At 59.5% G+C, this 17,398-nt stretch carries 15 protein-coding genes; 3 read left to right on the forward strand and 12 right to left on the reverse strand.

Going from position 1 to position 17,398, the window contains the following annotated elements:
- Positions 1 to 35: 35 nt before the first annotated feature.
- Positions 36 to 1,400, reverse strand: coding sequence for an aspartate aminotransferase family protein (locus HU718_RS29055; protein WP_110718071.1), 1,365 nt, complete (start codon positions 1,398 to 1,400; stop codon positions 36 to 38).
- Positions 1,401 to 1,456: 56 nt separating this feature from the next.
- A complete protein-coding gene (locus HU718_RS29060; protein WP_034151968.1) occupies positions 1,457 to 2,815 on the reverse strand; it encodes a glutamine synthetase family protein in 1,359 nt (452 codons plus the stop codon).
- A 729-nt stretch (positions 2,816 to 3,544) separates the two neighbouring features.
- Between HU718_RS29060 and HU718_RS29065 the strand changes: the two genes are divergently transcribed.
- Both HU718_RS29065 and HU718_RS29070 read left to right on the forward strand, forming a co-directional pair.
- Positions 3,545 to 4,921 (forward strand): glutamine synthetase family protein, encoded by a 1,377-nt coding sequence (locus HU718_RS29065; protein WP_007913842.1) that lies wholly within the window; start codon positions 3,545 to 3,547, stop codon positions 4,919 to 4,921.
- Between the two features lie 229 nt (positions 4,922 to 5,150).
- Positions 5,151 to 5,789 carry a TetR/AcrR family transcriptional regulator gene (locus tag HU718_RS29070; protein WP_150706327.1) on the forward strand — a complete coding sequence of 213 codons (639 nt, stop codon included), beginning with the start codon at positions 5,151 to 5,153 and terminating at the stop codon, positions 5,787 to 5,789.
- 153 nt (positions 5,790 to 5,942) lie between these two features.
- On the opposite strand, the gene HU718_RS29075 is transcribed toward HU718_RS29070, so the two are convergent.
- From HU718_RS29075 to HU718_RS29110, 8 genes are all read right to left on the reverse strand, one after another.
- Positions 5,943 to 6,158, reverse strand: coding sequence for a TOBE domain-containing protein (locus HU718_RS29075; RefSeq protein ID WP_003229256.1), 216 nt, complete (start codon positions 6,156 to 6,158; stop codon positions 5,943 to 5,945).
- A 106-nt stretch (positions 6,159 to 6,264) separates the two neighbouring features.
- Positions 6,265 to 7,071, reverse strand: a complete 807-nt coding sequence (ssuB, locus tag HU718_RS29080; RefSeq protein ID WP_095112834.1) for an aliphatic sulfonates ABC transporter ATP-binding protein — start codon at positions 7,069 to 7,071, stop codon at positions 6,265 to 6,267.
- Entirely contained in the window at positions 7,068 to 7,850 is a 783-nt protein-coding gene (ssuC, locus tag HU718_RS29085) for an aliphatic sulfonate ABC transporter permease SsuC (RefSeq protein ID WP_003229260.1), read from the reverse strand. Before ssuC ends, ssuB begins: the two co-directional genes overlap by 4 nt.
- An 8-nt stretch (positions 7,851 to 7,858) precedes the next feature.
- Positions 7,859 to 9,007, reverse strand: coding sequence for an FMNH2-dependent alkanesulfonate monooxygenase (gene ssuD / locus HU718_RS29090; RefSeq protein ID WP_018928626.1), 1,149 nt, complete (start codon positions 9,005 to 9,007; stop codon positions 7,859 to 7,861).
- Positions 9,008 to 9,032: 25 nt separating this feature from the next.
- Positions 9,033 to 9,998 (reverse strand): sulfonate ABC transporter substrate-binding protein, encoded by a 966-nt coding sequence (locus HU718_RS29095; RefSeq protein ID WP_038358995.1) that lies wholly within the window; start codon positions 9,996 to 9,998, stop codon positions 9,033 to 9,035.
- 90 nt (positions 9,999 to 10,088) lie between these two features.
- On the reverse strand, positions 10,089 to 10,682 hold the full coding sequence (gene ssuE, locus HU718_RS29100; protein WP_034151973.1) for an NADPH-dependent FMN reductase: 594 nt from the start codon (positions 10,680 to 10,682) through the stop codon (positions 10,089 to 10,091).
- A gap of 308 nt (positions 10,683 to 10,990) precedes the next feature.
- Positions 10,991 to 11,629, reverse strand: a complete 639-nt coding sequence (locus tag HU718_RS29105) for a peroxiredoxin (RefSeq protein ID WP_077574963.1) — start codon at positions 11,627 to 11,629, stop codon at positions 10,991 to 10,993.
- Between the two features lie 294 nt (positions 11,630 to 11,923).
- Complete coding sequence (locus tag HU718_RS29110) at positions 11,924 to 13,267, reverse strand: OprD family porin (protein ID WP_150706323.1); 1,344 nt, start codon at positions 13,265 to 13,267, stop codon at positions 11,924 to 11,926.
- Positions 13,268 to 13,685: 418 nt separating this feature from the next.
- Here HU718_RS29110 and tauA point away from each other — a divergent pair, with 418 nt between their 5' ends.
- Complete coding sequence (gene tauA, locus HU718_RS29115) at positions 13,686 to 14,621, forward strand: taurine ABC transporter substrate-binding protein (protein WP_437180868.1); 936 nt, start codon at positions 13,686 to 13,688, stop codon at positions 14,619 to 14,621.
- 83 nt (positions 14,622 to 14,704) lie between these two features.
- On the opposite strand, the gene argA is transcribed toward tauA, so the two are convergent.
- Together argA and argE are read right to left on the reverse strand one after the other, a co-directional pair.
- Positions 14,705 to 16,003, reverse strand: coding sequence for an amino-acid N-acetyltransferase (argA, locus tag HU718_RS29120; RefSeq protein ID WP_095119881.1), 1,299 nt, complete (start codon positions 16,001 to 16,003; stop codon positions 14,705 to 14,707).
- Between the two features lie 238 nt (positions 16,004 to 16,241).
- Positions 16,242 to 17,387: an acetylornithine deacetylase gene (gene argE, locus HU718_RS29125; RefSeq protein WP_186613411.1), complete on the reverse strand. Its 1,146-nt coding sequence runs from the start codon at positions 17,385 to 17,387 to the stop codon at positions 16,242 to 16,244.
- Between the last annotated feature and the right edge of the window lie 11 nt (positions 17,388 to 17,398).

Here is a 17,398-nt window from a genome sequence, read left to right on the forward strand (position 1 = left end):
CGAGCGCCACGGCTCCCCCGCTCAAAGCCTAGCACTTAGCCCTGCAACGCACTGAGGGTCAGGTCCAGACACTTGCGTGCCTTTGTAACCAGCTCATCGATCTCGGCTTTGCTGATCACCAGCGGCGGCGCGATGATCATGGTGTCGCCCACAGCGCGCATGATCAGGCCGTTGTCGAAGCAGAACTGGCGGCAGATCATGCCGACGCCCTTGCCTTCGTAACGCTTGCGCGTGGCCTTGTCCTGCACCAGCTCGATCGCGCCCAACAGACCGACGCCGCGAACTTCACCCACCAACGGGTGATCGTTCAGTTCCCGCAGACGTTTCTGCAAATACGGTGCCGTTTCGTTGTGCGCGTTCTCGATAATTTTTTCGTCGCGCAGGATGCGGATGTTTTCCAGGCCCACCGCCGCTGCCACCGGGTGACCGGAGTAGGTGAAGCCGTGGTTGAAATCGCCACCTTCGTTGAGCACCGCAACAACGGTGTCGCGAACGATCAGCCCACCCATCGGGATGTAACCGGAGGTCAGACCTTTGGCGATGGTCATCATGTCGGGCTTGAGGTCGTAGAAATCGCTACCGAACCACTCACCGGTACGGCCGAAACCGCAGATCACTTCGTCGGCGACGAAAAGGATGTCGTACTTGGCAAGGATTTCCTTGATGCGCGGCCAGTAGCTGTCGGGCGGAATGATCACGCCACCGGCGCCTTGAATTGGCTCGGCAATAAAGGCACCGACATTGTCGACGCCGACTTCGAGAATCTTTTCTTCCAACTGATTGGCCGCCCAGATGCCGAACTCTTCCGGGGACATCTCGCCACCCTCGGCGAACCAGTACGGCTGCGCGATGTGGACGATGCCCGGGATCGGCAAGTCGCCTTGCTCGTGCATATAAGTCATGCCACCGAGGCTCGCGCCGGCCACGGTCGAACCGTGATAACCGTTCTTGCGGCTGATGATGACTTTTTTGTTTGGCTGGCCTTTGATCGCCCAGTAGTGGCGGACCATACGCAGCATGGTGTCGTTGCCTTCGGAGCCGGAACCGGTGAAGAACACATGGTTCATGCCTTCCGGTGCCACGTCGGCGATGGCCTTGGCCAGTTCCAGCGCTGGCGGGTGCGCGGTCTGGAAGAACAGGTTGTAGTACGGCAGTTCGCGCATCTGTTTGGCGGCCGCGTCGGCCAGCTCATCGCGACCATAACCGATGGCCACGCACCACAGACCGGCCATACCGTCGAGAATCTTGTTGCCTTCACTGTCCCACAGGTAAACGCCCTTGGCGTTGGTGATGATCCGCGGGCCCTTCTCTTTCAGCTGCTTGAAGTCGCTGAACGGGGCTAGGTGGTGATCATTGCTGAGGGCTTGCCACTCGCGGGTTTGCGGGTTGTTGCTGGTCATGCCAATTCTCCTTGTTATCGGTGAAGACGCGGCCGGTGAGGACCGCGTCCGGCGTATCAGACGGCGAAGAGCAGGTACTCACGCTCCCAGGAACTGATCACGCGCTTGAAGTTTTCATGCTCGGCCCGTTTTACCGCGACGTACCCAGTGATGAAGGTTTTGCCCAGGTACTTCTCGATGGTCGCGCTGTTTTCCATGCGCTCCAGCGCGTCTTCGATGGTCAGCGGCAGGCGCAGGTTGCGGCGCTCGTAACCACGGCCCACCACTGGTGCGCTCGGGTTGAGGCCTTCGACCATGCCGATGTAACCGCAGAGCAGGCTCGCGGCGATCGCCAGATACGGGTTGGCGTCGGCGCCCGGCAGGCGGTTTTCCACGCGACGGTTTTGCGGGCCGGCATCCGGTACGCGTAGGCCGACGGTACGGTTTTCTTCGCCCCACTCGACGTTGACCGGTGCCGAGGTGTCCGGCAGGAAGCGGCGGAACGAGTTGACGTTCGGCGCGAACAGCGGCAACAACTCAGGAATCAGTTTCTGCAAACCACCGATGTGGTGCAGGAACAACTGGCTCATGGTCCCGTCTTCATTAGAGAAGACGTTCTTGCCGGTCTCGATGTCGATGATGCTCTGGTGCAAGTGCATCGCGCTGCCCGGCTCGCCGGTCATCGGTTTGGCCATAAAGGTCGCAGCGACGTCGTGCTTGAGCGCGGCTTCACGCATGGTGCGTTTGAACACCAGAATCTGGTCGGCCAGCGACAGTGCGTCGCCGTGACGGAAGTTGATTTCCATCTGCGCCGTGCCGTCTTCGTGGATCAGCGTGTCGAGGTCCAGCTCCTGCAGTTCGCACCAGTCGTAGACGTCTTCGAACAGCGGGTCGAATTCGTTCGCCGCTTCAATCGAGAACGACTGACGACCGATTTCCGGACGACCCGAACGGCCAATCGGCGGCTGCAACGGATAGTCAGGGTCGTCGCTGCGCTTGGTCAGGTAGAACTCCATTTCCGGCGCCACGATTGGCTGCCAGCCCTTGTCGGCATAGAGCTTGAGGACTTTCTTGAGGACGTTGCGCGGCGACAGCTCGATCGGGTTGCCCTGCTTGTCGTAGGTGTCGTGGATCACTTGAGCAGTTGGCTCGATGGCCCACGGCACCAGGTACACGGCATTCTGGTCGGGGCGGCAGATCATGTCGATGTCGGCCGGGTCGAGCAGTTCGTAATAGATGTCGTCTTCGACGTAGTCGCCGGTCACGGTCTGCAACAGCACGCTTTCTGGCAGACGCATGCCTTTTTCGGCGATGAACTTGTTGGTCGGCGAGATCTTGCCCCGGGTGATCCCGGTCAAGTCGGCGATCATGCATTCGACTTCTGTGATCTTGTGGTCTTTCAACCAATCGGTGAGCTGGTCGAGGTTGTTACTCATAAATGCCTCTGGGCTGAGTCTCCTGACATGATGTCAGGCAAAGTTTGACGCTTGGAGCGTCGCGTTAAAGGGGGCTTGCTCGCGCAGTACCGGCTTACGCCCGGCACCGCGCATAGACAATGAAAGAGGAGCTTACCTGCCCTTTACGCTGGCGTTGCATTTCCTGTGCACACTCAAGGCGTGCAGAATCATGAGCACGGCTTGGCAAGCGGCACAGGCTTTGGGAGTGAAAGCGATCTATATTGGAAGGAGACGCCATAAACAGGATGCTTTCCCGTACGTCCAGAATATCGGACGCTGACGCTTGAGCGGTCATGGACGGGAACATCGTCGCTAACGGGCGAGCCATGCTGGCTGCGCTACGGACGGATTGGTCGCCACTGATGTGATGAGCATGCAGACCGGACTGTTGCGAGCAGTCGGTGATGCCGATTAACGGCAGGCGAGACATGAAGCACCCCGGTATTATTGCTGTTATGGGTTTGATCGGAGCTTAGCCTTGTTCATTTTTTTACACAACACCCCCGTAAAAAATACAACACGGCCTGCTCAAGCCCGCGGATGCACAGTCTTCCAAGGACAAAAAAACGCCCGAAAGTGCCCCATAAATGCCCTCACAGCGCTTTTTTAGGGCAAAAAAGGCCTCGCTTGACTTCGGCAGGCCGTTCGGGTTGACTGAAACCAGAAAAGATCAATGATTGATATTTTTAACAACAAAGGTGTTGCATCATGTCGGTACCCCCGCGTGCCGTTCAGCTTAACGAAGCGAACGCGTTCCTTAAGGAACATCCTGAGGTTCTGTACGTTGACCTTCTGATTGCGGATATGAATGGTGTGGTGCGCGGCAAGCGCATTGAACGCACCAGCCTCCACAAGGTTTACGAGAAAGGCATCAACCTGCCGGCCTCTCTATTTGCTCTGGATATCAACGGCTCTACGGTGGAAAGCACCGGCCTGGGCCTGGACATCGGCGACGCCGATCGTATCTGCTATCCGATCCCCGATACCCTGTGCAACGAGCCATGGCAGAAGCGCCCGACCGCGCAACTGTTGATGACCATGCACGAACTCGAAGGCGACCCGTTCTTCGCCGATCCGCGCGAAGTGCTCCGTCAAGTTGTTGCAAAGTTTGACGAGCTGGGCCTGACCATCTGCGCGGCATTCGAACTCGAGTTCTACCTGATCGACCAGGAAAACGTGAACGGCCGTCCACAGCCGCCACGCTCGCCGATCTCCGGCAAACGCCCGCACTCGACGCAGGTCTACCTGATCGACGACCTCGACGAATACGTCGACTGCCTCCAGGACATTCTGGAAGGTGCCAAAGAGCAAGGCATCCCGGCCGACGCCATCGTCAAGGAAAGTGCCCCGGCGCAGTTCGAAGTGAACCTGCACCACGTCGCCGACCCGATCAAGGCATGCGACTACGCGGTACTGCTCAAGCGTCTGATCAAGAACATCGCCTACGACCATGAAATGGACACCACCTTCATGGCCAAGCCGTACCCGGGCCAGGCAGGTAATGGTCTGCACGTACACATTTCGATTCTGGATAAAGAAGGCAAAAACATTTTTGCCAGCGAGGATCCCGAGCAGAACGCCGCGCTGCGTCACGCGATCGGCGGTGTGCTCGAGACCCTGCCCGCGCAGATGGCTTTCCTCTGCCCGAACGTCAACTCCTACCGTCGTTTCGGCGCACAGTTCTACGTGCCGAACTCGCCGTGCTGGGGCCTCGACAACCGCACCGTGGCGATTCGCGTACCGACCGGCTCGTCCGATGCCGTGCGTATCGAACACCGCGTCGCCGGTGCCGACGCCAACCCGTATCTGTTGATGGCTTCGGTGCTGGCCGGCGTGCACCACGGTCTGACCAACAAGATCGAGCCGGGCGCGCCAGTCGAAGGCAACAGCTACGAGCAGAACGAGCAAAGCCTGCCGAACAACTTGCGCGATGCCCTGCGTGAGCTGGACGACAGCGAGGTGATGGCCAAGTACATCGATCCGAAGTACATCGATATCTTCGTCGCCTGCAAGGAAAGCGAGCTGGAGGAGTTCGAACACTCCATCTCCGACCTTGAGTACAACTGGTATCTGCATACCGTTTAAGCGGATTGCAGCTTCAGGAAAAAACGCCGTTGGCTAATTCAGCCAGCGGCGTTTTTTTATGGCCGCCTGCGGCGGTTCGCGAGCAGGCTCGCTCCCACAGGGGGCTGTGTGTACAAATGCTCAAGTTCACTGGAGATCAAATGTGGGAGCGAGCCTGCTCGCGAAAGCGGCCGACAAGACAACACAAGAGCCGGCTCGTACAATGCCCGCTGCCCCGCAGGAGACTTCCATGACGCGTCCCGCCCCCGTCCGCAAACCCCGTGCCCGCAGCCAGGCGCGCATCGATTCGATACTCGACGCCGCGCGTACGCTGCTGGCCGCCGAGGGTGTGGCGAGTCTGTCGATCTACAGCGTCGCCGAGCGCGCGCAGATTCCGCCCTCTTCCGTGTACCACTTTTTCGCCAGCGTCCCGGCGCTGCTTGAGGCACTGACGGCGGATGTGCACGCGGCGTTTCGCGCTTGCCTGCAAGCGCCGATCGATCACGAAGCTTTGCGTGACTGGCGTGATCTGTCGCGGCTGGTCGAACAACGGATGCTGGAGATCTACGACGAAGACGCGGCGGCGCGTCAGTTGATCCTTGCCCAGCATGGTCTGACCGAAGTGACTCAGGCTGACCGTCAGCACGACATCGAACTGGGCGACCTGATGCACAAGCTGTTCGATCATCACTTCGAGTTGCCGAGGCTGCCGGTGGATGTCGATGTGTTTGCCTTGGCCATGGAGTTGGGTGACCGGGTTTATGCGCGCTCGGTGCAGCAGCATGGGCAGATCACGCCGCGCATGGCCGAGGAAGGGATGCGGGTGTTTGATGCCTACATTGGATTGTATCTGCCGCCGTATCTACCCAAAAGATCTCTAGTGATCTGACTGACCTCTTCGCGAGCAGGCTCGCTCCCACATTTGGAATGCGATCCCCTGTGGGAGCGAGCATGCTCGCGAAGGCCGCACCGCAGTTTTCAGATCAGGCACAAAAAACCCCGCAGGGCTCACGCCCTCCGGGGTTGTTTTTTACTCACTGGCTTACAACTTGGCGATCGACACCTCGGTGGATTTCACAAAGGCGATCACTTCGCTGCCAACCACCAGTTCCAGCTCCTTGACCGAGCGGGTGGTGATCACCGAAGTGACGATGCCGGAAGCGGTTTGCACGTCGATTTCCGACAGCACGTCGCCGAGGACGATTTCCTTGATCGAGCCTTTGAACTGGTTACGGACGTTGATGGCTTTGATAGTCATGATATTTCTCCTGAGGTCGAAATAAGCGGCAAGTGGCAAGCTTCAAGCGGCAAGCAAAAGCACAGCGCTTCTACTTGTAGCTTGTAGCTTGAGGCTCGCAGCTGCTTCATTGCGCCCAACGCAGTTGCGTAGGCAGTGGTGAAACAGGTTCCGGCGCCGGCGGTTCGCCGGGCAGGGAGAGAACACGGTTAAGCACTTCGGTTTCCAGCGCTGCGAGTCTGTGCGAACCACGCACTCGCGGCCGCGGCAGTTCGACATGCAGATCAAGACCGACTTCGCCGTCCTCGATCAGAATCACCCGGTCGGCAATCGCCACCGCTTCGCTGACGTCGTGGGTCACCAGCAGCACGGTGAAGCCGTGTTGCTGCCAGAGACGCTCGATCAGTTGCTGCATTTCAATGCGGGTCAGCGCATCCAGCGCACCGAGCGGTTCGTCGAGCAACAGCAGACGCGGTTGGTGGATCAGCGCCCGCGCCAGTGCGACGCGTTGTTTCTGTCCGCCTGACAAAGCCGCCGGCCACTCATTGGCACGATCCGCCAGACCCACCGCGTCCAGTGCTTCGAGAGCCTTCGGACGCCAGTTGCCTTTGAGGCCAAGACCGACGTTGTCGATGATCTTTTTCCATGGCAGCAGACGTGCTTCCTGGAACATCAATCGGGTGTCTTCCCGCGCATCGCTGAGCGGCGCCGAACCTGCGAGCAAGTCGCCGCCAGTCGGTTGATCGAGGCCGGCGAGCAAGCGCAGCAAGGTACTTTTGCCACAGCCGCTGCGCCCGACAACGGCGACAAATTGCCCCGCCGGAATGTGCAGATCAATGTCACGCAGCACCTGCCGCGTGCCGAAGGTTTTCTGCAGGTTGCGCACCGCCAGCGGAATCCCGCGCAGCAGGCGTGGAGGTTGTTGAGCGGTCATGCCGCACCTCCTTTGGCAACCTGATAGGCCGGGTGCCAGCGCAACCACACACGCTCAAGTCCACGGGCCGCGAGGTCGGCGAGTTTGCCCAGCACCGCGTAAAGCAGGATCGCCAGCACCACCACGTCGGTCTGCAAAAACTCGCGCGCGTTCATCGCCAGATAGCCGATGCCCGAGCTGGCCGAGATGGTTTCGGCGACGATCAGCGTCAGCCACATAAAGCCCAGGGCGAAACGCACACCGACCAGAATCGAAGGCAGCGCGCCCGGCAGAATCACCTGCCAGAACAGGCTGAACCCGCTCAAGCCATAACTGCGCGCCATCTCCACCAGCGCCGGGTCGACGTTGCGGATGCCGTGATACGTGTTGAGGTAGATCGGGAACAACGTGCCCAGCGCCACCAGAAAGATCTTCGCCGACTCGTCGATGCCGAACCACAGGATCACCAGCGGAATCAGCGCCAGATGCGGCACGTTGCGGATCATCTGCACCGAGCTGTCGAGCAGGCGTTCGCCCCATTTCGACAGGCCGGTAATGAAACCCAAGACCAGACCGATGCTGCCGCCGATGGTGAAACCGAGCGCCGCGCGCCAGCCGCTGATCGCCAGGTGCGTCCAGATTTCGCCGCTGCGCACCAGGCTCACGCCGGCTTCGATCACCGCCACCGGTGCTGGCAGAATCCGTGTCGACAACCAACCGGCCGACACCGACAACTGCCACACCGCCAGCAACAACACCGGCAACGCCCAGGGCGCGAGGCTGTGGATGATTTTCTTCATGGCGCGCCTCAGCTCTGCGACGCGGCTTTGGGAAGAATGTCGTTGGCGACCATCTCGCCGAACGGGCTGACGTAACCGGCGCTTTTCGGCAGTTCCGGGCGCTCGATGTCGAGGTGCGGGAACAGCAGTTCTGCGACGCGATACGACTCTTCAAGGTGTGGATAACCGGAGAAGATGAAGGTGTCGATGCCCAGATCGGCGTATTCCTTCACGCGCGCTGCGACGGTCGGGCCATCGCCAACCAGCGCCGTACCGGCACCGCCGCGCACCAGACCGACGCCGGCCCAGAGGTTCGGGCTGACTTCGAGGTTGTCGCGACTGCCGCCGTGCAGTGCGGCCATGCGTTGTTGACCGACCGAATCGAAACGCGCCAGCGACGCCTGAGCGCGAGCGATGGTGTCGTCATCCAGATGCGAGATCAGCCGATCCGCCGCTTGCCACGCTTCAGCGTTGGTTTCACGAACGATCACGTGCAGACGAATGCCGAAGCGTACGGTGCGGCCGAGCTTGGCGGCTTTGGCGCGAACTTGGGCGATCTTCTCGGCCACCGCTGCTGGCGGCTCGCCCCAGGTCAGGACCATTTCCACTTGTTCGGCGGCCAGATCTTGCGCCGCTTCCGAAGAACCACCGAAGTACAGCGGCGGACGTGGTTGCTGGATCGGCGGATAGAGCAATTTCGCGCCTTTCACGCTGATGTGCTGGCCGTCGTAATCAACGGTTTCGCCTTCCAGCACACGGCGCCAGATGCGGGTGAATTCCACCGAAGCCTGATAGCGTTCTTCGTGGCTGAGGAACAGCCCGTCACCGGCCAATTCTTCCGGGTCACCGCCGGTCACCAGGTTGAACAGCGCACGCCCGCCGGACAGACGATCCAGCGTGGCTGCCTGCCGCGCCGCGACCGTCGGGGAAATGATCCCGGGGCGCAGGGCAACGAGGAATTTCAGGCGCTGGGTCACCGGGATCAGCGACGCTGCCACCAGCCACGAGTCTTCGCAGGAACGGCCGGTGGGAATCAGCACACCGCCGAAACCCAGACGATCCGCCGCTTGCGCGACCTGTTGCAGATAACCGTGGTCAACGGCGCGAGCGCCTTCGGCGGTGCCAAGGTAATGGCCGTCGCCGTGGGTGGGCAGGAACCAGAAGATATTGAGGCTCATGGAGTGGTCTCCTTGGGGATTCGAGTTACTGCGCTTTAGCCACAGCGGCCGGTGGTGTCCAGATCACATCCTTGATGCTCAGCGGCTTGGGAATCAGCTTGAGCTGGAAGAACGTGTCAGCGATTTTCTGCTGTGCGGCGACCACTTCCGGGGTCAGGAACAGCGCGCCGTAGCCCTGGCGTTTCACCGAGGTCAGGGTGATGTCTGCCGGCAGGCCGAGCAGTGGCGCGACTTGTTGGGTGACGTCTTCAGGGTTGGCTTTCGACCACTCGCCGACGGCGCGCACCTCTTCCACGAGGGTCTTGATCACCTCGGGGTTTTTCTGTGCGTATGGCTTGGTCGCGAGATAGAACTGATGGTTGTCGACGATGCCTTTGCCGTCGCGCAGGGTGTGCGCTTGCAGTTGTTTCTCGGCGGCAGCCTGGTACGGATCCCAGATGACCCAGGCGTCGACGCTGCCACGTTCGAACGCGGCGCGAGCATCGGCTGGCGGCAGGAATACGGTTTGAATGTCGGTGTACTTGAGACCGGCGTCTTCCAGCGCACGCACCAGCAGGTAGTGCACGTTGGAGCCTTTGTTCAAGGCGACTTTCTTGCCTTTGAGATCGGCCACCGATTTGATCGGCGAGTCTTTCGGCACAAGGATCGCTTCGCTGTTCGGCGCGGGTGGTTCATAAGCGACGTAAAGCAAATCGGCGCCGGCAGCCTGGGCGAAGACTGGCGGGGTTTCGCCGGTGACACCGAAGTCGATCGAGCCGACGTTCAGGCCTTCGAGCAGTTGCGGGCCACCGGGGAACTCAGTCCATTGCACGTCGACGCCTTGAGCGGCCAGACGTTTTTCCAAAGTGCCCTTGGCTTTGAGCAGCACCAGCGTGCCGTACTTCTGATAACCGATCCGAAGAGTCTCGGCTTGAGCTTGAGTGATGGCGCCGAAGGTGACAGCCGCAGCAAACAGAGCGACCAGACCACGACGCAAAAATACAGTGCGCATAGCGCTCTCCTTTTTGCTGTTGGGTTTTGGCTGCACCTGCTTGGCCGTTAGCGGCTGAGTAAGGTGAAGTACATCAAATGCGGGTGTGGCTTAAATGCTCCAGCGAGCACTCAACAAACGTTCGTTCAACAGGCCCGGTTCCAGCGGTTTCGGCCGGCGGGCCATGGCGCCGACAAACTGATCCAGCGCTTCATGCAGACGCTGCTCCAACGCCGGTGCCAGTTGCGCGGCGGCACTGCCTTCGCCGTAAGCGATCTGGCTGTCCTCGGCGAAAATCCCCTGGAGCATTTCCTGGGCTTTCAACGCCGACAACACAGGCTTGAGGGCGTAATCGACCACCAGCATGTGGGCGATGCTGCCGCCAGTGGCCATCGGCAAGACAATCTTGTGGTTCAGCGCGCGCTCGGGCAGCAGATCCAGCAGGGTTTTCAGGGCGCCGGAGAACGATGCTTTGTAAACCGGTGTGGCGATCAGCAGGCCGTCGGCGTTTTCAATCTGTTGCAGCAGGTCGAGCACCTTCGGGCTGTCGAAGCGGGCATGGAGCAAATCTTCGGCCGGGAAGTCCCGCACCTGATAACTCACCACTTCCACGCCTTGCTGCTGCAACCAACGTTGCGAGCGCTCCAGCAGCACCCCGGAACGGGAGCGCAGGCTGGGACTGCCACCGAGTGAGACGACCAGCATTGAGACCATTCCTTAAGCGTTACAGGCGATTCGCGGGTTGCGATCTCGCTTCGATGGGAGAGACCTTACCAGCTGATTTATATATCCATAAATCATATTTATTCATTTGGTTATGCATTTTGGAGATATAAGATTCGGGTTTTCAAGGCGAAAAAAAAGGCCGTCGAAACGGCCTGAAATCCCCTGCTTAGTGGTTCCGTGGTGACTGGACTAACGCCATCGCGAGCAGGCTCACTCCTACATTTGGAATGCGTCTCCCTGTAGGAGTGAGCCTGCTCGCGATGGCGGTGGTGGCTACACCGCAAATCTCACTTGTTCGGCTGTGGCGTCAGGCGCAGGTACGGTTTCACCGCGCGATAACCCTTCGGAAAGCGCTGCTTGATCTCTTCCTCATCCTTGAGCGAAGGCACGATCACCACCTCTTCACCGTCCTGCCAGTTGGCCGGGGTGGCCACCTTGTAGTTGTCGGTGAGTTGCAGCGAATCGATCACCCGCAGAATCTCGTGGAAGTTGCGCCCGGTGCTCGCCGGATAGGTGATGGTCAGGCGAATCTTCTTGTTCGGATCGATCACGAACAGCGAACGCACGGTCAGCGTGTCGTTGGCGTTCGGGTGGATCAGATCGTAGAGGTCGGAAACTTTGCGATCGGCATCGGCCAGGATAGGAAAGTTGACGATGGTGTTCTGGGTTTCGTTGATGTCTTCGATCCACTTGTGGTGCGAGTCCACCGGATCGACCGACAGCGCGATGGCTTTGACGCCGCGCTTGCTGAACTCATCCTTGAGCTTGGCGGTGAAGCCCAGCTCAGTGGTGCACACCGGTGTGAAATCCGCCGGGTGGGAGAACAGCACGCCCCAGCTATCGCCCAGCCATTCGTGGAAACGAATCTTGCCGGCGCTGGAATCCTGTTCGAAATCGGGGGCGATGTCGCCGAGTCTGAGGCTCATGGTGCTGCTCCTGATGAGTTGTTCGAGACCTCAACTGTAGCCCGTGATTTGCCATCGTGAAAAAGAATAAATAATGAGATATCTAGATCATTAACGAATATTAAACATCTGTTCACTGGACGCTGGCAGGCATCCCGACGAATATCGGCCGCAAGGTTCGAGAAGGCCTTGAGTTGCTGTAAAGAGGGAAATCGGGGATGGCTTACGGGGGTGGGCCTGACTCGAAAACGCAAAAGCCCCGTCCGGCGCGATGCCGGACGGGGCTTTTTTTACATCAGGTGCAGGAACTCGCTATTACAACAGCGGGATCGAGTAGCTGACGATCAGGCGGTTTTCGTCCTGCGAACGGGTGTTCGGCAGATCGGTGCGCCATACAGCGTTTTTCCACATCAGGCCGACGTTTTTGAACGGGCCTTCAGGTACGACGTAGCCGATGGTGAAATCGCGTTCCCACTCGGAACGGTTCGATGCACTTTCGCGACCATTGGTGCCAACGGTGTCGATCGAATCGCCTTTCAGGTAAACCACACCAGCGGTCAGGCCAGGTACGCCAACTTTAGCGAAGTCATACGAGTAGCGAGCCTGCCAGGTTTTCTCGCCGGCACGACCGAACTTCTGGATCTGCATGTCGGTGATGGTGTAGTTCGACGAGCCGTCGCCCTGGTTCAGCCAAGGGAAGTCGCTGCTGCCATTGGAAACCTGGTAGCCGCCACCGAAGGTGTGACCTTCAACGGTGTACAGGAACAGACCGCTGTACAGGTTGTTGTCAACTTCGCCACGACCGTTACGGAAACCGGTGTAGTTGCCGCTGCTGTAGTAAGCCGAATCAGTGCCGTTCTTGCCGTCGTCGGAGCTGTTGAAGTAACGGAAGTCGGACTTCAATACGCCCGGGCCGATTGCCCAGTTGTGAACCAGACCCAGGAAGTGCTGCTTGTAGAAATCTTCCAGGTTGCCGTAGTAGTACTGGGCAGTCAGGTCTTTGGTGATCTTGTAGTCACCACCGGCGTAGATGAACTTGTTGCTGTCACGGAACGCAGTACCACGGGTGTTGGCGCCACCGATCGACAGGTTTTCGTTGTTGCTGGAGTTACGACCTTTCACGGCTTCGATCTGACCACCGACCAGGGTCAGGTCCTTGATTTCGCCGGAAGTGATCTGGCCACCCTGCCAGGTTTGTGGCAGCAGACGACCGTCGTTGGTCACGATGACCGGGTTCTTCGGCTGCAGAGTACCCAGCTTCAGTTCAGTCTGGGAGATCTTGGCTTTGGCAGTCAGGCCCAGGCTGGAGAAGTTGTCCACCGCTTTGCCGTTGGACTCGCTCGGGAACACAGTGCCGCCGTAAGCGGTACCGCTGTTGCCGTTAGTGCCGCCGCCCGAATCCAGACGTACGCCCAGCAGGCCGATGGCATCGATACCGAAACCTACGGTGCCTTGGGTATAACCGGAGATGAAACGCAGATCGAAGCCTTGGCCCCACTCTTCGTTCTTGTTGGCGCCAGCGCCATCACGGTTATCGGTGTTGATGTAGAAGTTACGCAGCCCCAAGGTAGCTTTGCTGTCTTCGATGAAACCGGCGGCGCCTGCCTGCTGCGCCATAACCCCTACGGCCACAGCCAGGGCCAAGGTGGACTTGTTCATGTAAAGCTCCTCTCGTTTCTAATTCTTGTGTTCCTGGCCCGGGGTCTGATGCCCTGGATCCTAAGATGCGCGATTAGCGCCAGACCGTGACTGACAAGTCAATCGTAACCTTGTGTGTCTACGACCAAGGTCTAATCGCAGTGATTTGGTCCGTGCAGAGTAAAGATTTCCTGATAAACCCAAAAAGAATTTATTCATTCTTTTTCATATCATTTCGGAATATGGCCATTATCGTGCCATCTCCGCCGGGAAACAGCGTATCGGCGACTAAGCTCATTCCTAAATGGTATTTGTTAGCCTTTTTTTATATCGATTAGCTTTGGCGCAACCCCGAATCGTCAAACCCTATCGAAAAGGCGACGCCATGATGGCCAAACGCGCACTATCTAGTCAATTTGTTACAGTTTGTGTGTCGGCGATGATTAGTTTTTCCGCCCATGCCGCCAACCTCACCGTGGGTTATCAAACCGGTATCGACCCGAGCAAAGTCCCCCAGGCCGACGGCGTCTACGAAAAAACCATCGGCGAGAAAATCGACTGGCGCCGCTTCAACAGTGGCCCGGAAGTTGTGACAGCCATTGCTTCCGGTGACGTGCAGATCGGCAACCTCGGTTCCAGCCCATTGGCCGCTGCCGCTTCGCGTAATCTGCCGATTGTGGCGTTCATCGTTTCGGCGCAGATCAATGCCGCCGAAGCGTTGGTGGTGCGCAATGGCAGCGGCATCAACACACCCCAGGATCTGGTCGGCAAGACCATCGCCACGCCCTTCGTTTCCACCTCCCACTACAGCCTGCTCGGCGCACTCAAGCATTGGGGGCTGGATAGCTCGAAAGTCAAAGTGGTGAACCTGCAACCGGCAGAGATTGCAGCGGCGTGGAAACGTGGCGATATCGATGGCGCGTTTGTCTGGTCGCCGGCGCTGGGGGAAATCCGCAAGACCGGCAAGACTCTGACCGATGCCGCACAGGTCGGTCAGTGGGGCGCGCCGACCTTCGAGGTTTGGGTCGCGCGCAAGGATTTCGCCGAGAAGCACCCCGACGTCGTAGCGAAATTCGCCAAGGTCACGCTGGATTCATTTGCCGATTACGCGGCGCATAAAGACAGCTGGACAGCTGACTCGGTGCCGGTACAGAAAATCGCCAAACTGACCGGTGCCAATGCCGCCGATGTGCCGGAATTGCTCGCAGGTTCAGCGTTCCCGGATGCCAAGGCGCAGCAAACTAAAGCGCTGCTGGACGGCGGCACAGCAAAGGCGATTGGCGAGACGGCGAAGTTTTTGAAGGAACAGGGCAAGGTTGAGACGGTGCTGCCGGACTACTCGCCGTACGTCAGCGCGAAGTTCATCGCCCAGTAAAAAGCTTCGCGAGCAGGCTCGCTCCCACATGGGTTCATTGAACAAATGTGGGAGCGAGCCTGCTCGCGAATGGAGCGCCTCGGTTACAGAGTCTTTTCGAAGATCTTCGAATTGCGCTGGAAGTTGTACAACGAAGCCCGCGCCGCTGGCAGGCGTTCAACGCTGCTCGGTTCGAACCCGCGCTCACGGAACCAGTGCGCGGTGCGCGTGGTGAGAACGAACAAGGTCTTCAAACCCTGCGCCCGCGCACGGGTTTCAATGCGTTCCAGCAGTTCATCACCGCGACCGCCGTGGCGATACTCCGGATTCACCGCCAGACACGCCAATTCACCGGCATCGGAATCGGCAATCTGATACAGCGCCGCGCAGGCGATGATCATGCCTTCACGCTCGACCACGCTGAACTGCTCGATCTCGCGTTCCAGCACTTCGCGCGAGCGACGCACCAGAATCCCCTGCTCTTCCAGCGGACTGATCAAGTCGAGCAAACCACCGACGTCTTCAATTGCCGCCTCGCGCACCAGTTCGAATTGCTCTTGCGCGACCAGCGTACCGCCACCGTCACGGGTGAACAGCTCGGTCAGCAGCGCGCCGTCTTCGGCGTAACTGACGATATGGCTGCGCGCGACACCGCCACGGCAAGCCTCGGCGGCAGCATCGAGCAGTTCCGCCTGATAGTTGCTGCCCAGACGCTGTAAATGCGCCGGCACTTGCTGTGGACGCAGCTCGCGCACCAGTTTGCCGTTCTCGTCGATCAGACCGAGGTCAGCACCGAACAGCAGCAGTTTGTCCGCGCCCAGGTCGATGGCGGCGCGGGTGGCGACGTCTTCGCAGGCGAGGTTGAAGATTTCACCGGTCGGCGAGTAGCCCAGCGGCGACAGCAGCACGATCGAGCGCTCGTCGAGCAGGCGGTTGATGCCCTTGCGGTCGACCCGGCGCACTTCGCCGGTGTGGTGATAGTCGACGCCTTCCAGCACGCCGATCGGCCGTGCGGTGACGAGGTTGCCGCTGGCCACGCGCAAACGCGAACCCTGCATCGGCGACGACGCCATGTCCATCGACAAACGCGCTTCAATGGCGATGCGCAATTGGCCGACCGCGTCGATCACGCATTCCAGGGTCGCGGCATCGGTGATGCGCATGCCGTGGTGGTAATGCGGGGTCAGCCCACGCGCGGCGAGGCGGGTTTCGATCTGCGGGCGCGAACCGTGCACCAGCACCAGGCGCACGCCAAGACTGTGCAGCAAGACAAGGTCGTGGACGATGTTGCCGAAATTCGGATGCTCCACGCCGTCGCCGGGCAGCATGACGACGAAGGTGCAGTCGCGGTGGGCATTGATGTAAGGGGACGCGTGACGAAGCCAATTGACGTATTCGGGCATGAACCTGGGCCTGTAATAAATAGCAGCCTAAAAAGGGGCGAAACGGAAAACGCACAGCGGGCTGATGGTTATCGTCGGAACAGGCTTGGCGACACGCGCGCTCTCCTCATGAATACGGGTTGGATTCCCACTAATTTAGCGGCTCACCCCTGTAGGAGCTGCCGCAGGCTGCGATCTTTTGATCTTCAGAACAAAAGCAAAAGATCGCAGCCTTCGGCAGCTCCTACAAGGGATGCGTTCAATTCTTCAGGCAGTAATGTTCAATCAGTTGCCGTAATAGATGCACGGTAGGCTGCAAACGTGACATTTCAAGGTACTCGCCGGGCTGATGCGCACAGGCAATGTCGCCGGGGCCGAGCACGATGGTTTCGCAGCCAAGGCGCTGAAGATAAGGCGCTTCGGTGCCGAACGCTACTGCTTCGGCGCAATGACCGGTGAGCTTTTCGGCGATGCGCACCAGTTCGGCGTCTTCCGACTGCTCAAACGGTGGCACTTCCGGGAACAACGGCTTGTAATCGATCTTCACCTGATGCCGCTCGGCGACCGGGTTGAGCTTGCGCAGGATCTCTGCGCGCAGGACTTTCGGGTCCATGCCCGGCAACGGCCGCAGATCAAACTCCAGCGAACACTGACCGCAGATACGGTTGGGATTATCGCCGCCATGAATGCAGCCAAAGTTCATCGTCGGCTGCGGCACGCTGAACTGCGGATTATTGAATTCACGCTGCCACAACAGGCGGAGGCCGCGCAGTTCGCCGATCGCATCGTGCATCGCTTCGAGGGCGCTGTGGCCCAGGCGCGGATCCGACGAATGGCCGCTCTGCCCGAGGATATCAATGCGCTCCATCATGATGCCTTTGTGCATGCGGATCGGCTTGAGCCCGGTCGGCTCGCCGATCACCGCTGCGCGGCCCAGCGGACGCCCGGCCTCGGCCAGCGCGCGGGCGCCGGACATCGAGCTTTCTTCATCGCAAGTGGCGAGGATCAGCAGCGGCTGCTTGAACGGCTGATCGAGCAGCGGCAGCACGGCTTCGATGATCAGCGCGAAGAAACCTTTCATATCGCAACTGCCCAGCCCGACCCAACGGCCATCGACCTCGGTGAGCTTCAGCGGATCGGTCTGCCACAACGCATCGTCGTACGGCACCGTGTCGCTGTGCCCGGCCAGCACTAGCCCGCCGGGGCCGCTGCCAAAACTGGCGAGCAGGTTGAATTTGCCGGGGCTGACCTGCTGGATATCGCAGCTGAAACCCAGGTCGCCCAGCCAACCGGCGAGCAAATCGATCACCGCACGATTGGACTGATCGAGGCTCGGTTGGGTACAGCTGACCGATGGCGCGGCGATCAGCGCAGCGAACTGGTCTTGCATGGACGGCAAAGGCATCGCTGACTCCA

It is taken from the genome of Pseudomonas tensinigenes (assembly GCF_014268445.2).
Taxonomy (GTDB): domain Bacteria; phylum Pseudomonadota; class Gammaproteobacteria; order Pseudomonadales; family Pseudomonadaceae; genus Aquipseudomonas; species Aquipseudomonas tensinigenes.

What these genes read in the sequence shown, in the direction of transcription:
- HU718_RS29055 (WP_110718071.1), bottom strand. Translation starts at nt 1,400, where the DNA reads ATGACCAGCAACAACCCGCAAACCCGCGAGTGGCAAGCCCTCAGCAAT.
- HU718_RS29060 (WP_034151968.1), bottom strand. Translation starts at nt 2,815, where the DNA reads ATGAGTAACAACCTCGACCAGCTCACCGATTGGTTGAAAGACCACAAG.
- HU718_RS29065 (WP_007913842.1), top strand. Translation starts at nt 3,545, where the DNA reads ATGTCGGTACCCCCGCGTGCCGTTCAGCTTAACGAAGCGAACGCGTTC.
- HU718_RS29070 (WP_150706327.1), top strand. Translation starts at nt 5,151, where the DNA reads ATGACGCGTCCCGCCCCCGTCCGCAAACCCCGTGCCCGCAGCCAGGCG.
- HU718_RS29075 (WP_003229256.1), bottom strand. Translation starts at nt 6,158, where the DNA reads ATGACTATCAAAGCCATCAACGTCCGTAACCAGTTCAAAGGCTCGATC.
- ssuB (WP_095112834.1), bottom strand. Translation starts at nt 7,071, where the DNA reads ATGACCGCTCAACAACCTCCACGCCTGCTGCGCGGGATTCCGCTGGCG.
- ssuC (WP_003229260.1), bottom strand. Translation starts at nt 7,850, where the DNA reads ATGAAGAAAATCATCCACAGCCTCGCGCCCTGGGCGTTGCCGGTGTTG.
- ssuD (WP_018928626.1), bottom strand. Translation starts at nt 9,007, where the DNA reads ATGAGCCTCAATATCTTCTGGTTCCTGCCCACCCACGGCGACGGCCAT.
- HU718_RS29095 (WP_038358995.1), bottom strand. Translation starts at nt 9,998, where the DNA reads ATGCGCACTGTATTTTTGCGTCGTGGTCTGGTCGCTCTGTTTGCTGCG.
- ssuE (WP_034151973.1), bottom strand. Translation starts at nt 10,682, where the DNA reads ATGCTGGTCGTCTCACTCGGTGGCAGTCCCAGCCTGCGCTCCCGTTCC.
- HU718_RS29105 (WP_077574963.1), bottom strand. Translation starts at nt 11,629, where the DNA reads ATGAGCCTCAGACTCGGCGACATCGCCCCCGATTTCGAACAGGATTCC.
- HU718_RS29110 (WP_150706323.1), bottom strand. Translation starts at nt 13,267, where the DNA reads ATGAACAAGTCCACCTTGGCCCTGGCTGTGGCCGTAGGGGTTATGGCG.
- tauA (WP_437180868.1), top strand. Translation starts at nt 13,686, where the DNA reads ATGATTAGTTTTTCCGCCCATGCCGCCAACCTCACCGTGGGTTATCAA.
- argA (WP_095119881.1), bottom strand. Translation starts at nt 16,003, where the DNA reads ATGCCCGAATACGTCAATTGGCTTCGTCACGCGTCCCCTTACATCAAT.
- argE (WP_186613411.1), bottom strand. Translation starts at nt 17,387, where the DNA reads ATGCCTTTGCCGTCCATGCAAGACCAGTTCGCTGCGCTGATCGCCGCG.